13 protein-coding genes are annotated in these 13,370 nt (G+C 55.7%); 2 read left to right on the top strand and 11 right to left on the bottom strand.

What is annotated here, in order from left to right; genetic code table 11:
* Positions 1-143: 143 nt before the first annotated feature.
* From INF58_RS13680 to xseB, 4 genes are all read right to left on the bottom strand, one after another.
* Positions 144-1,118 carry an aldo/keto reductase gene (locus tag INF58_RS13680; protein ID WP_193527882.1) on the bottom strand — a complete coding sequence of 325 codons (975 nt, stop codon included), beginning with the start codon at positions 1,116-1,118 and terminating at the stop codon, positions 144-146.
* A gap of 62 nt (positions 1,119-1,180) precedes the next feature.
* A complete protein-coding gene (gene dxs, locus INF58_RS13685; protein WP_193527883.1) occupies positions 1,181-3,043 on the bottom strand; it encodes a 1-deoxy-D-xylulose-5-phosphate synthase in 1,863 nt (620 codons plus the stop codon).
* 24 nt (positions 3,044-3,067) lie between these two features.
* On the bottom strand, positions 3,068-3,967 hold the full coding sequence (ispA, locus tag INF58_RS13690; protein ID WP_112791899.1) for a (2E,6E)-farnesyl diphosphate synthase: 900 nt from the start codon (positions 3,965-3,967) through the stop codon (positions 3,068-3,070).
* Positions 3,968-4,210 (bottom strand): exodeoxyribonuclease VII small subunit, encoded by a 243-nt coding sequence (xseB, locus tag INF58_RS13695; protein WP_193527884.1) that lies wholly within the window; start codon positions 4,208-4,210, stop codon positions 3,968-3,970. It lies immediately after the preceding gene.
* Between the two features lie 178 nt (positions 4,211-4,388).
* Here xseB and thiI point away from each other — a divergent pair, with 178 nt between their 5' ends.
* Positions 4,389-5,837: a tRNA uracil 4-sulfurtransferase ThiI gene (gene thiI / locus INF58_RS13700; protein ID WP_112791900.1), complete on the top strand. Its 1,449-nt coding sequence runs from the start codon at positions 4,389-4,391 to the stop codon at positions 5,835-5,837.
* A gap of 87 nt (positions 5,838-5,924) precedes the next feature.
* Here thiI and yajL read toward each other — a convergent pair whose 3' ends face one another.
* Both yajL and panE read right to left on the bottom strand, forming a co-directional pair.
* A complete protein-coding gene (yajL, locus tag INF58_RS13705) occupies positions 5,925-6,515 on the bottom strand; it encodes a protein deglycase YajL (RefSeq protein WP_193527885.1) in 591 nt (196 codons plus the stop codon).
* Complete coding sequence (gene panE / locus INF58_RS13710) at positions 6,478-7,389, bottom strand: 2-dehydropantoate 2-reductase (RefSeq protein WP_193527886.1); 912 nt, start codon at positions 7,387-7,389, stop codon at positions 6,478-6,480. Before panE ends, yajL begins: the two co-directional genes overlap by 38 nt.
* A gap of 125 nt (positions 7,390-7,514) precedes the next feature.
* Here panE and INF58_RS13715 point away from each other — a divergent pair, with 125 nt between their 5' ends.
* Entirely contained in the window at positions 7,515-8,006 is a 492-nt protein-coding gene (locus INF58_RS13715) for a YajQ family cyclic di-GMP-binding protein (RefSeq protein WP_063451798.1), read from the top strand.
* Between the two features lie 32 nt (positions 8,007-8,038).
* On the opposite strand, the gene INF58_RS13720 is transcribed toward INF58_RS13715, so the two are convergent.
* The 5 genes from INF58_RS13720 to cyoB form a co-directional block, all read right to left on the bottom strand.
* Positions 8,039-9,400, bottom strand: coding sequence for an MFS transporter (locus INF58_RS13720; protein ID WP_107534797.1), 1,362 nt, complete (start codon positions 9,398-9,400; stop codon positions 8,039-8,041).
* 148 nt (positions 9,401-9,548) lie between these two features.
* Positions 9,549-10,436 carry a heme o synthase gene (gene cyoE, locus INF58_RS13725; RefSeq protein WP_003859062.1) on the bottom strand — a complete coding sequence of 296 codons (888 nt, stop codon included), beginning with the start codon at positions 10,434-10,436 and terminating at the stop codon, positions 9,549-9,551.
* A gap of 11 nt (positions 10,437-10,447) precedes the next feature.
* Positions 10,448-10,774 carry a cytochrome o ubiquinol oxidase subunit IV gene (locus INF58_RS13730; RefSeq protein WP_006809888.1) on the bottom strand — a complete coding sequence of 109 codons (327 nt, stop codon included), beginning with the start codon at positions 10,772-10,774 and terminating at the stop codon, positions 10,448-10,450.
* Positions 10,774-11,388: a cytochrome o ubiquinol oxidase subunit III gene (locus tag INF58_RS13735; RefSeq protein ID WP_063451697.1), complete on the bottom strand. Its 615-nt coding sequence runs from the start codon at positions 11,386-11,388 to the stop codon at positions 10,774-10,776. Before INF58_RS13735 ends, INF58_RS13730 begins: the two co-directional genes overlap by 1 nt.
* The gene (gene cyoB, locus INF58_RS13740; protein ID WP_063869066.1) at positions 11,378-13,369 is read right to left on the bottom strand and encodes a cytochrome o ubiquinol oxidase subunit I; all 1,992 of its coding nucleotides are present in this window, start codon (positions 13,367-13,369) and stop codon (positions 11,378-11,380) included. Before cyoB ends, INF58_RS13735 begins: the two co-directional genes overlap by 11 nt.
* Between the last annotated feature and the right edge of the window lies 1 nt (position 13,370).

The following is a 13,370-nucleotide window of genomic DNA, read 5'->3' on the forward strand; positions in this document are numbered from 1 at the left end:
CAGAGTGTGCTCCGGATAGACTAAAAGTGTTACCTATGTTCCCGGTCTGATCTGTCACCTATGTATCCGGTCATACACTACGCTTACCCGGCCTACAAATAGTGTGCGATCGTAGGCCGGGTAAGCCGCCACCCGGCAAGTGTTTACTTAAACCCCACCACCGGATGCTGCTGATACGGTGTCTCCAGCTCGGCAACCTGCTCCGGGGTCAGCGATAAATCCACCGCGCTTAACAACTCATCCAGCTGTTCTTCCCGCGATGTACCAATAATCGGTGCGGCGACACCCCGCTTGCCCAGCAGCCACGCCAGCGCCACCTGCGCGCGCGTTGCGCCGATATCGTCGGCGATGCCGGCTAAACGTTCGGCAATCAGCGCATCGCTGGCTTCCGTGTTATCGTACAGATTTTTACCCACTTCATCCGATACCAGCCGCGCCGTGGTTTCTCCCCACGGACGGGTTAAGCGTCCGCGCGCCAGTGGGCTCCACGGGATCACCGCCACGCCTTCCTGGTCGCAGAGCGGCAGCATTTCGCGTTCTTCTTCCCGATAAATCAGGTTGTAATGATCCTGCATGGTGACAAAGCGCGCCCAGCCGTGCTGCGCCTGGAGATCGAGCGCCTGAGCAAACTGCGACGCGTGCATGGACGACGCGCCGATATAGCGCGCTTTACCCGCTTTTACGACATCGTTCAGCGCTTCAAGCGTCTCTTCAGTCGGCGTGTTGTAATCCCAGCGGTGGATTTGCAGCAGGTCGACGTAATCCATGTTCAGGCGTCTGAGGCTGTCATCGATGGAACGGAGGATCTGCGCGCGAGAAAGGCCTTCAGTCAGATCGCCTGACGGGTAGTAAACCTTGGTGGCGACCACAATCTCATCCCGACGGGCAAAATCACGCAGGGCGCGGCCCACAATCTCTTCGCTGCTGCCGTCAGAGTAGCTGTTGGCGGTATCGAAGAAGTTGATGCCGCCGTCTATGGCGCGCTTGATGATAGGGCGGCTGCTCTCTTCCGGCAGCGTCCAGGCGTGATTTCCCCGGTCAGGCTCGCCAAAGGTCATGCAGCCCAGGCAAAGCCGGGACACCCTGAGGTCCGTTTTTCCTAATGTCGTGTATTGCATGGTTCCGCTCCTGCTGTTTAAACAATACGTTTAAGCATAGCAGGAGCAGAAAAGGGGAGGGATCAGGCCAGCCAGCTGCGGATTCTGGCTTCGATACCGGCGGCGTCCAGGCCGATGTCGGCACGCGCCTCGTCCTGAGTACCTTGCGGGATAAAGTGGTCCGGCAGGCCGAGATTCAGCACCGGAACCCATTTACGGTTCGCCATCAGTACCTCGTTCACGCCGCTACCCGCGCCACCCATGATGGCGTTCTCTTCCAGCGTGACCAGCACGTCATGGCTTTCCGCCATGCTCAGAATCAGAGATTCATCGAGCGGCTTCACAAAGCGCATATCCACCAGCGTCGCGTTCAGGGTTTCAGCAACTTTTGCCGCTTCCGGCATCAGCGTACCAAAGTTCAGGATCGCCACTTTTTCGCCGCGACGTTTCACCAGACCTTTACCGATGTCCAGCTTTTCCAGCGGCTGAAGTTCAACGCCAAGGGCATTGCCGCGCGGATAACGTACCGCGCAGGGGCCGTCCTGATAGTGGTAGCCGGTATACAGCATCTGACGACACTCGTTTTCGTCGCTTGGCGTCATGATGACCATGTCCGGGATGCAGCGCAGGAAGGAGAGATCAAACGCCCCCTGGTGCGTCTGACCGTCGGCCCCCACGATGCCCGCGCGGTCGATAGCAAACAGCACCGGCAGCTTCTGGATGGCAACGTCATGGATCACCTGATCGTAGGCGCGTTGCAGGAAGGTGGAGTAAATCGCCACCACCGGCTTGTAGCCGCCAATCGCCAGCCCTGCCGCGAAGGTAACCGCATGCTGCTCGGCAATGGCGACGTCGAAATACTGGTCCGGGTATTTTTTGGAGAACTCGACCATACCGGAGCCTTCACGCATGGCAGGCGTGACCGCCATCAGCTTGTTATCTTTTGCCGCCGTTTCGCACAGCCAGTCGCCAAAGATTTTTGAGTAGCTCGGCATTCCGCCGCTGCTTTTCGGCAGGCAGCCGCTGGTATGGTCAAATTTGGGCACCGCGTGGAAGGTGATCGGATCTTTTTCCGCCGGTTCGTAGCCACGCCCTTTTTTGGTCATGATGTGCAGGAACTGCGGGCCTTTCAGATCGCGCATGTTTTTCAGCGTGGTCACCAGACCCAGCACATCGTGCCCGTCCACCGGGCCAATATAGTTAAAGCCCAGCTCTTCGAACAGCGTGCCCGGCACGACCATGCCTTTGATGTGTTCTTCGGTACGCTTGAGCAGCTCTTTGATCGGCGGCACGCCGGAGAAAACTTTTTTCCCGCCTTCCCGCAGGGAGGAGTAAAGCTTGCCGGAAAGCAGCTGCGCCAGATGGTTATTCAGCGCGCCGACGTTTTCGGAGATCGACATTTCGTTATCGTTGAGGATAACCAGCATGTCCGGCTTGATATCGCCCGCGTGGTTCATGGCTTCAAAAGCCATCCCGGCGGTGATCGCCCCGTCGCCAATGACGCAGACGGTACAGCGTTGCTTATTCTCTTTTTCGGCGGCAACGGCAATCCCGATGCCCGCGGAAATGGAGGTGGAGGAATGACCGACGCTTAACACGTCAAACTCGCTCTCGCCGCGCCACGGGAACGGATGCAGGCCACCCTTCTGGCGAATGGTGCCAATTTGATCGCGACGTCCGGTCAGAATTTTGTGCGGATAGGCCTGGTGGCCCACATCCCAGATCAGCTGATCGAACGGCGTGTTATAGACGTAATGCAACGCCACGGTCAGCTCAACCGTGCCAAGCCCGGAGGCGAAGTGGCCGCTGGAGCGGCTAACGCTGTCGAGCAGGTAGCGACGCAGCTCGTCACACAGCTTCGGCAGACTCTCTTTCGGCAACAGACGTAACTCCTGAGTGGAGTCAACTAACGCCAGTGTCGGGTATTTGGCAATATCAAAACTCATCAAAGGCTCATCGAGATATATAGTTTATTTATCACGCTGGATTATGTAGTCCGCTAGCGCTTCCAGTGCCGAGGTATCCAGCGATTGCGCGGCCAGCTCATTCAGCGACCGGCGGGCATCGTCTATCAGATCCCGGGCTTTACGTTGGGCATGCTCAAGGCCCAGCAGGGCGGGGTAGGTACTTTTGCCAAGCTGCTGATCCGCACCCTGACGTTTTCCCAATGTTGCAGTATCGCCCACCACATCCAGAATGTCATCCTGAACCTGGAATGCCAGACCGATACTTTCTGCGTATCTGTCCAGAATCGGCAGGGCTTTGCGCCCACGTTCACCCGCGCTCAGCGCGCCCAGGCGAACGGCTGCCCGAATCAGTGCGCCCGTTTTGTGACGGTGGATGCGCTCCAGCTGTTCCAGCGTCACCTGACGACCTTCAGCTTCTAAATCCAGCGCCTGGCCGCCGCACATGCCGGCGACGCCGCTGGCCATCGCCAGCTCGGACACCATCGCCAGACGATCGCGATCGCTTACCTCAACCATCGGCGCATCGCTCAGAATTGAGAACGCCAGGGTTTGCAGAGCATCGCCCGCCAGAATGGCATTCGCTTCGCCGAACTTAATGTGGCAGGTCGGCTGACCGCGACGCAGATCGTCATCGTCCATCGCCGGGAGATCGTCGTGGATCAGCGAATAGGCGTGAATACACTCCACGGCGGCTGCCGGGGCGTCCAGCGTGTTATCGCTGATGCCAAACATGTTGCCCGTGGCATACACGAGGAACGGACGCAGGCGTTTACCTCCTAAGAGTGCGCCATAGTGCATGGCTTCAACCAGTGGAGTGTTCTGAAAAGGCTGCGGCTCAATAAAACGGCGCAGGGCGTCGTTGGCGCGAACGACGCGCGCCTGAAGCGCGTTGGAAAAATCCATTTACTCGGCGTCCGGTGTGAATGGCGTGGTTTTAGCGTCTTCGCTGTCGGAAAGCAGGATCTGCACACGCTGCTCGGCCTGCTGGAGCTTTACCTGCCCCTGGCGCGCAAGCTGCACACCGCGTTCAAATTCGTTAAGGGCATCTTCCAGCGGTAATTCGCCGCTCTCGAGGCGGGTAACAATCTGCTCAAGCTCACTCAGCGCAGTTTCAAAACTGGCCGGTGCGTCGTTCTTCTTCGGCATAGTGAATTAACTCTTATATTCTTCGCCCCAACATGGTAACGGACTCGGGGCAATTATCAAATAACGCGAGTGGCGCGATGGTGGTATACTTGCGCGCCTGGATGCAGCCACGGGTGTGGGCTGCTGTATCATTTTCCACTACAAGCCTTTATAAGCTTGCCTAAGAAACATTGCCGCCATGAAGTTTATCATTAAATTGTTCCCTGAAATCACCATCAAAAGCCAATCTGTGCGTTTGCGCTTTATTAAAATTCTCACCGGGAACATTCGTAACGTATTAAAACACTACGACGAAACGCTCGCCGTGGTGCGTCACTGGGACCACGTTGAAGTCCGCGCGAAAGACGAAAGCAAACGTCTTGATATTCGCGACGCGCTGACCCGTATTCCTGGTATTCATCATATTCTGGAAGTGGAAGACGTTCCGTTCAGCGATATGCACGATATCTTCGAAAAGGCGCTGGTACAGTACCGCGACCAGATCGAAGGCAAAACCTTCTGCGTACGCGTGAAGCGTCGCGGTAAGCACGAGTTTAGCTCGATTGAAGTTGAGCGCTACGTCGGCGGCGGTCTGAACCAGCACGTTGAGACGGCGCGCGTGCGCCTGACTAACCCGGACGTCACCGTTAACCTTGAGATCGAGAACGATCGTCTGCTGCTGGTTAAGGGTCGTTATGAAGGTATTGGCGGTTTCCCGATCGGCACGCAGGAAGATGTGCTGTCGCTGATCTCCGGCGGCTTCGACTCCGGCGTCTCCAGCTATATGCTGATGCGTCGCGGCTGCCGCGTACACTACTGCTTCTTCAACCTGGGCGGCGCGGCGCATGAAATTGGCGTCCGTCAGGTGGCGCATTACCTGTGGAACCGTTTCGGCAGCTCCCACCGCGTGCGTTTTGTGGCGATCAACTTTGAGCCGGTAGTGGGCGAAATCCTTGAAAAAGTGGATGATGGCCAGATGGGCGTGATCCTCAAACGTATGATGGTACGCGCGGCGTCCAAAGTGGCCGAGCGCTACGGCGTGCAGGCGCTGGTCACTGGCGAAGCGCTGGGCCAGGTCTCCAGCCAGACGCTGACCAACCTGCGTCTTATCGACAACGTATCAGATACGCTGATCCTGCGTCCGCTGATCTCGCACGATAAAGAGCACATCATCGATTTGGCGCGCAAAATCGGTACTGAAGATTTTGCCCGTACCATGCCGGAATATTGCGGTGTGATCTCAAAAAGCCCAACCATCAAGGCGGTGAAGGCGAAGATCGAAGCGGAAGAAGAGAACTTCGATTTCAGCATTCTGGAAAAAGTGGTGGCGGAAGCGTCCAACATTGATATCCGCGAAATTGCCCAGCAGACCGAGCAGGATGTGGTTGAGGTGGAAACCGTCAGCGGATTCGGCGCTAACGATGCCATTCTGGATATCCGCTCGATTGACGAGCAGGATGACAAGCCGTTGCAGGTGGAAGGCGTGGACGTGGTTTCTCTGCCGTTCTACAAGCTGAGCACCCAATTTGGCGATCTCGACCAGAGCAAAACGTATCTGCTGTGGTGTGAGCGCGGGGTGATGAGCCGTTTGCAGGCGCTGTACCTGCGTGAGCAGGGCTTCGCGAACGTGAAGGTGTATCGCCCGTAGCCTATTGCCCGGTGGCGCTTCGCTTACCGGGCCTACGGTACCGTGCACTTGTAGGCCGGGTAAGGCGTAGCCGCCACCCGGCTTTTTTTACTCGTAGTAGTTATAAATCCCCGCCGCCATCACCAGCGATGACGCCACTTCGTACGCTTTCTCGCGACCGACCAGCAGGTCAATAATCTTTAAGCCAAAATCAATGGCGGTGCCCGGCCCCTGGCTGGTGAGCAGGTTAACCCGCGGATCCCAGACCACGCGCTTATCCACCCACTGCTCTTGCGGAATGGTGTCCTTAAGGCCGGGGAAGCCGGTCATATTGCCGATGGGGAAGATGTCGTGTGGAACCAGCACCGTACCAGCGGCAGCACAGATCGCCGCAACGATACGCCCGGAAAGATGAAACTGACGAACGGTTTCAACCAGCAGCGGGCTGTCGCGGAAACACTCCGCGCCCTTCAGCCCACCCGGCAGGACAATAATGTCGTAATCGCCGTCTGCCACCTGTACAAGCGGTGCATCCGCCAGGATCTTCATCCCACGGGAACAAACGATCGTCAGATCGCCGTCGCTGGCGACGCTGGCGGTGGTAACCTTAATACCGCCGCGCACCATTAAATCAATGGCGGTGACCGCTTCTGTCTCTTCGCTACCAGGGGCGAGGCATACCAGTGCCGATGCGCTCATACTCACTCTCCTTTCGTTTTACTGACTCAAACAGACGGCTGTTTTCGGCAACGGTAATGCCGTGTGCCCGGGCGCGTTTTAACAGATAACCGGTAATGTAATCAATTTCGGTATGCCGCATCGCCCGGACATCCTGCAACATTGAAGAGATATTTTCTGCCGTACTCTCAATGACCTGGTCGACATAATAACGTAAATCGGTTTCTGAGGTGTGGTAGCCTTCGCGCTCAATCACGTCGGCAACTTCCCGGCAAATCAGCGCCACCTGATCCGAATGCTGACGCAGTTCACCGTTAGGGCAGTCCAGCAGGGCGGTCAGGGGGTTGATCGCGCAGTTGACCGCCAGCTTGCGCCACAGTTCCGCACGAATGTTATTGTGCCAGGCGACGTCAGGCAGCGTGCATTGCAACGTATCGGCAAGATAGCTGTAATCGCCGGGCTGCTCACGCGCAGGACCGATATGGGTGATACCGCTGGCAACGTGGATAATGACGCTACCGTCGCGACGTGCCGCGTGGGTGGTTGTCCCTATTAGCAGCGGTTGCCGGACAGTTTTTAGCTCTTCAATGGTACCCATGCCGTTGTGGATCAGCAGGATTGGCGTGCTTTCAGGTAACTGGGCGGCCAGGCTTTTCACCGCATCGGAGACCTGCCAGGCCTTCAGCGTGACCAGCAGCAGATCGCTGGTGGCGAGAAATTCCGGATCGTTTGCCGTCAAAGACTCGTTAAAAATTGAACCGTCGGTACCCATCACGTTCACACTGCAATAGGGCTGAGGAATGCGCAGCCAGCCCTGTACGTCGTGTCCCTGTTTGCATAGCGCTGTAAGCCAGAGTTGGCCAAGGGCTCCGCATCCAAGCACTGTTACTTTCATTGTTCCTCCTCACCTGCAACGGTGCCAGGTGCTGTGACACTAAGTATAGCGGCATCAGCTAAGCTTCTCGTTATGCCTCGTTGCGGGTATTATGCAACGCAACAAAAATGAAGGGAGAAGAAAAGATGCCATCTTTCGATATTGTTTCTGAAGTTGATTTGCAGGAAGCGCGTAACGGCGTAGATAATGCTGTCCGTGAGGTTGAGTCACGTTTCGATTTTCGTGGCGTTGAGGCGACGATTGAACTGAACGACGCTAACAAGACGATCAAAGTCCTGAGCGAGTCTGATTTCCAGGTCAATCAGCTGCTGGATATCCTGCGCGCCAAGCTGCTCAAGCGCGGCATCGAAGGGACCTCACTGGATGTGCCGGAAGATTTCGTTCATAGCGGTAAAACCTGGTTTGTGGAAGCGAAGCTGAAGCAGGGCATTGAAAGTGCCGTGCAGAAGAAAATCGTGAAGCTGATTAAAGACAGTAAGCTGAAGGTGCAGGCGCAGATCCAGGGCGAAGAAATTCGCGTAACCGGAAAATCTCGCGACGATCTCCAGTCCGTCATGGCGCTGGTGCGCGGCGGCGATTTAGGTCAGCCATTCCAGTTTAAAAACTTCCGCGATTAAGACAATAATGCCCGGCTAAACCGGGCATTTTTTCAGGCCTTCAGCGCCTGCTCCACCTCAAAGCGGTTCGTCACTTTGCTGTCAATTTTGACGTACGCACTGCGCTCTTCCGGGACAATCAGCACTTCGCTCACGCCTTCTGTCGCTTCCAGACGCTGTTTTAACGCATCACCGATTGTCACCTCATCAGGAATTTCTACCCGCAGGCTACTCACATAGCGCGGCTCTTTCATGGTGCTGGCCACAAACAGCCAGAGCATCGCCAGCAGCGCACCGGCGAGAAAAACGGTCTGGGAATCAAACAGACCGTCCACCCAGCCGCCGAGCGAGCCGCCGATCGCCACGCCGAGAAACTGGCTGGTGGAGTAAATGCCCATCGCGGTGCCTTTGTATCCTGCCGGAGACTCTTTGCTGATAAGCGAGGGCAGCAGGGCTTCCATCAGATTAAACGCCAGGAAGAACAGCTGCACGCCTGCGATCAGCTCCCAGAAGTGCGGGCCGGCGCCCCACAGCACAATCTCGGCAATCAGCAGTAATGCCACGCAGCCCACGAAGACGCGTTTCATTTTGCGCTTCACTTCGGCGTAAATAATGAAGGGCACAACGGAGACAAACGAGATTAGCATTGTGACCAGATAAATTTTCCAGTGCTCGGCCGCCGGGAAACCTGCTGCGGCAAGCTGGCCGGGCAGGGCGACGAAGGTGGACATCAGCAGAATGTGCAGACACATAATGCCGAAGTTAAGCTTAAGCAGACGCGGCTCGGCGATGACTTTACTAAAGCAGCCTTTAACCATCCCGGATTCACGGTTGAGAACGTGATTTTTACTGTCTGGCACAACCCACAGCGTGAGTGCGATCCCGATGGTCGCCAGCACCGCAATCATCCAGAACAGAGCGTGCAGGCCGAGCGCATGCGTGATAATCGGCCCCAGCACCATTGCAATGGCAAAAGTGACGCCGAAGCTGACGCCAATAAACGCCATGGCTTTGGTGCGGTTTTGCTCGCGGGTTAAATCTGACAGCAGCGCCATCACGGCAGCAGCAATGGCACCGGACCCTTGCAGGGCGCGGCCAAGAATAATGCCCCAGATGGAGTGGGAGAGGGCGGCAATGACGCTGCCGAGGATAAATACCAGCAGACCGCCGACAATCAGCGGTTTGCGACCCACGCGGTCGGAGAGCAGGCCAAAGGGGATCTGGAATATTGCCTGCGCCAGGCCGTAGATACCGATCGCCAGACCAATCAGCGCTTCGCTGGCACCCTGTAACGCCATGCCATACGTGGTCAGAACGGGCAGGACCATAAACATGCCAAGCATCCGCAGCGAGAAAACAGTCCCTAAACCCCAGGTCGCACGCAGCTCGCCTGGCGTCATTTTATAATCGTTCATTACCACCTCAGTTCAAAAGCAGGCCATAGTGTAGTGCGGGGAAGGGGCGGGGTAAATAAAGGCTTATTTAACAAATATTACATGCGTGATTAATGGATTTGGTGAATAAAAAAGGGTGCCGAAGCACCCTTTTCATCATCACATAAACTTACCAGACGTAAGTCAGCAGGTTTTGCGAGTCCGGCACCATAAAGTCTACGGACATCATCACGGACAGGGAGGTGATGGCGACAATCGAAAACACAAACAGCTTGCGTGCCCAAACTTTGTCGTCTTCCACCTTGTAGCCGCGCAGGGCCATGCCGAGCCACCAGACGCTCACCGCGGCCGCTACCACCAAATATTTATATCCGGCGTAACCGCCCAGAGAGAGCATCAGCGTTGCCACGGCAAAGGCGATGATGTACAGCGTGATGTGGTTCTTGGCAACCGAGATACCTTTCACGACCGGGAGAACCGGAATGTTCGCCGCCTGATAATCCTTGAAGCGGAAAATCGCGATGGCGTAGGAGTGCGGCATCTGCCACAGGCTAAAGATAGCCAGCAGGATGAGCGCACCGCTGTCGAACTCGTTCGTGACGGCGCAGTAGCCAATCACCGGCGGCGCAGCGCCGGAGAGAGAACCAATCAGCGTGCCGTAGACGGAGTGACGTTTCATATACAGGCTGTAGACGCCTACATACACTACGAACCCCATCACCCCCAGCCAGCAGGCCAGCGGGTTAGCACCAAACCACAGCAGCATAAAGCCAGCAATACCCAGCAAGGTGGCGTACACCAGCGAGACGGAAGGGGCAATCAGGCCTTTAACCAGCACCCGATTTTTGGTCCTTTCCATCTTCTTGTCGATATCCATGTCGATGTAGTTGTTAAATACACAACCGGACGCAACCACCAGTGACACACCGACCAGCGTGTAAATAAAGAGGGTGTAATCAATGCTGCCTTTAGAGGCCAGCAGGAACCCTCCGATTACGGAGATCAGGTTGCCAAAGATGATGCCTGGTTTCGTGACTTGCAGGTATTGCTTAAACATACTCGCCGCTCTTAGTGAACCATCATGTTGTAGTTAAGGTTCCACATAATCCAGATGGAACCGACTACCAGGATAGCGATGATAATCACGGTAAAGATAAAGGCCGTCATGTTCCAGCCTTCATCGGACTTGGTGTTCATGTGCAGGAAGCAAACCAGATGCACCAGAATCTGAATCACTGCGGTCACCAGGATTGCTCCCAGGATAACCGGCTTGGATGCAGAACCGTTCATCACCATCCAGAACGGGATCACCGTCAGGATGATCGACAGGATGAAACCTGTCATGTAGGTTTTTACGCTGCCGTGGGAAGCGCCATGATCGTTAGAATGACTCATTACATCGCCCCCATCAGATAGACAACAGAGAACACACAGATCCATACCACGTCAAGGAAGTGCCAGAACAGGCTCAGGCACATAATACGGGTACGGTTAGTACTGGTCAGGCCACGACGGGAGATCTGGAACATTAGAACCGCCATCCAGATCAGGCCCGAGGTCACGTGCAGACCGTGGGTGCCGACCAGCGCAAAGAACGCCGACAGGAAGCCGCTGCGATCCGGACCGAAACCTTCCGCAATCAGGTGATGGAATTCATAGATTTCCATCCCGATAAAGCCAGCACCAAACAGCCAGGTCAACGCCAGCCAGGAGACAACCTGGCTCTTGTTGTTCTTGTACATGGCGATAGCCGCCATGCCGTAGGTGATGGAGCTGAATAACAGCAGTGCGGTTTCAACCAGAACGAACGGCAGCTCAAAGATGTCCTTACCGGTCGGGCCGCCCGCTGTGCCGTTCACCAGAACGGCATAGGTTGCGAACAGACAGCAGAACAGGATGCAGTCGCTCATCAGGTAGATCCAGAAACCGAAAACTTTATTCGGTCCTGCATCATGGTGCGCATGCTCATGCGCGTGGGCAGTTGAGTGCGCCAGAGTATCAGTTGCCATTTTTCAGCCCCGCTTTAGAAATCTCGTCAAAATGCTGATTTTCCAGCTTTTCAACTTCACGGACTGGTACGTAGTAGTCCACGTCCTCGTCAAAGCTCTTCACAATCCAGCTGATTACGATGCCAGCGAAGCCAACAATCGCCATCCACCAGATGTGCCAGATCATTGCGAAACCAAATACCGTCGCGAAAGCGGCAATCACAATGCCCGCAGCGCTGTTTTTCGGCATGTGGATCTCTTCGTAATGCTCAGGCTGCTTGTACGCTTCACCTTTTTCTTTCATTTCCCAGAATGCGTCGCGTTCATGGATCTGCGGCACAACGGCGAAGTTATAGAAAGGAGGTGGAGAAGAGGTTGCCCACTCCAGCGTACGGCCACCCCACGGGTCACCGGTCAGGTCACGGTTCTGGTCGCGGTCGCGAATAGAAACGTAGAACTGAATCAGCTGAGACGCGATACCGCAGGCAATCAGAACCGCACCGCCCGCTGCAACCATCAGCATTGGGTGGAACTGCGGGTCAATCTGCTGGCTCAGGCGACGGGTCATACCCATGAAGCCCAGCACGTACAGCGGCATAAACGCCACGAAGAAGCCGATGATCCAGAACCAGAACGCGCGTTTACCCCAGGTTTCGTTCAGCGTGAAGCCAAACGCTTTAGGCCACCAGTAGGTCACACCTGCGAAGCAGCCGAAGACGACGCCGCCGATGATAACGTTATGGAAGTGCGCAATCAGGAACAGACTGTTGTGCAGAACAAAGTCAGCACCTGGTACCGCCAGCAGTACGCCGGTCATCCCGCCTACGGAGAAGGTCACGATGAAGCCGATAGTCCACAGCATGGCTGAGTGGAACTGGATACGGCCCTGGTACATAGTGAACAGCCAGTTGAAGATCTTAACCCCGGTTGGGATCGCGATAATCATGGTGGTAATACCGAAGAAGGCGTTTACGTTCGCGCCCGCACCCATGGTGAAGAAGTGGTGCAGCCAGACGATGAACGACAGAACGGTAATACATACGGTTGCCCACACCAGCGAGGTGTAACCAAACAGACGCTTACGCGAGAAGGTTGCCGCGATTTCGGAGAACACACCGAACACAGGCAGAACCAGAATGTACACTTCCGGGTGACCCCAGGCCCAAATCAGGTTGATGTACATCATCATGTTGCCACCCATATCATTCGTGAAGAAATGGGTACCCAGATAGCGATCCAGGGTCAGCAGCGCGATGGTGACGGTCAGAATTGGGAACGACGCGATAATCAGTACGTTGGCGCACAGAGATGCCCAGGTAAATACTGGCATCTTGAACATCGTCATACCTGGTGCACGCATCTTCAGGATGGTCACGAAGAAGTTAATACCGGTCAGGGTGGTACCGACACCGGAGAGCTGAAGCGCCCAAATCCAGTAGTCAACGCCGACGCCCGGACTGTACTCAATTCCCGAAAGCGGCGGGTAAGCCAGCCAGCCGGTCTGAGCAAACTCGCCCACGCCCAGTGACAGGTTAACCAGGATAACGCCGACAACGGTGAACCAGAAGCTCAGGTTGTTCAGGAACGGGAACGCAACGTCACGCGCGCCGATTTGCAGCGGAACGACAACGTTCATCAGACCGATAACCAGCGGCATCGCCACGAAGAAGATCATGATAACGCCGTGGGCGGTAAAGATCTGGTCGTAGTGGTGCGGCGGCAGGAAGCCTGCTTCACCCGCAGAAGCGAGCGCCTGCTGGCTACGCATCATGATCGCATCCGCAAAGCCACGAATTAACATGACGATACCGACGATGCAGTACATGATGCCGAGTTTTTTGTGGTCGACCGAAGTCAGCCACTCGTTCCACAGGTAGCTCCACTTACCGAAGTAAGTGATAAGGCCCAGTAAGGCCGCGCCACCAATGATAATTGCAGCAATCGTAACCATGATAATGGGTTCATGGTACGGCACCGCATCCAATGTCAATTTTCCGAACATT

This window comes from Enterobacter cloacae complex sp. P24RS (genome assembly GCF_014982165.1).
GTDB lineage: Bacteria > Pseudomonadota > Gammaproteobacteria > Enterobacterales > Enterobacteriaceae > Enterobacter > Enterobacter quasihormaechei.

Bases quoted from the DNA above. Each gene is read 5' to 3' on its own strand.
- xseB (WP_193527884.1), bottom strand. From the start codon at position 4,210: ATGCCGAAGAAGAACGACGCACCGGCCAGTTTTGAAACTGCGCTGAGT.
- yajL (WP_193527885.1), bottom strand. From the start codon at position 6,515: ATGAGCGCATCGGCACTGGTATGCCTCGCCCCTGGTAGCGAAGAGACA.
- INF58_RS13680 (WP_193527882.1), bottom strand. From the start codon at position 1,118: ATGCAATACACGACATTAGGAAAAACGGACCTCAGGGTGTCCCGGCTT.
- dxs (WP_193527883.1), bottom strand. From the start codon at position 3,043: ATGAGTTTTGATATTGCCAAATACCCGACACTGGCGTTAGTTGACTCC.
- ispA (WP_112791899.1), bottom strand. From the start codon at position 3,967: ATGGATTTTTCCAACGCGCTTCAGGCGCGCGTCGTTCGCGCCAACGAC.
- panE (WP_193527886.1), bottom strand. From the start codon at position 7,389: ATGAAAGTAACAGTGCTTGGATGCGGAGCCCTTGGCCAACTCTGGCTT.
- cyoB (WP_063869066.1), bottom strand. From the start codon at position 13,369: ATGTTCGGAAAATTGACATTGGATGCGGTGCCGTACCATGAACCCATT.
- INF58_RS13720 (WP_107534797.1), bottom strand. From the start codon at position 9,400: ATGAACGATTATAAAATGACGCCAGGCGAGCTGCGTGCGACCTGGGGT.
- cyoE (WP_003859062.1), bottom strand. From the start codon at position 10,436: ATGTTTAAGCAATACCTGCAAGTCACGAAACCAGGCATCATCTTTGGC.
- INF58_RS13715 (WP_063451798.1), top strand. From the start codon at position 7,515: ATGCCATCTTTCGATATTGTTTCTGAAGTTGATTTGCAGGAAGCGCGT.
- INF58_RS13735 (WP_063451697.1), bottom strand. From the start codon at position 11,388: ATGGCAACTGATACTCTGGCGCACTCAACTGCCCACGCGCATGAGCAT.
- INF58_RS13730 (WP_006809888.1), bottom strand. From the start codon at position 10,774: ATGAGTCATTCTAACGATCATGGCGCTTCCCACGGCAGCGTAAAAACC.
- thiI (WP_112791900.1), top strand. From the start codon at position 4,389: ATGAAGTTTATCATTAAATTGTTCCCTGAAATCACCATCAAAAGCCAA.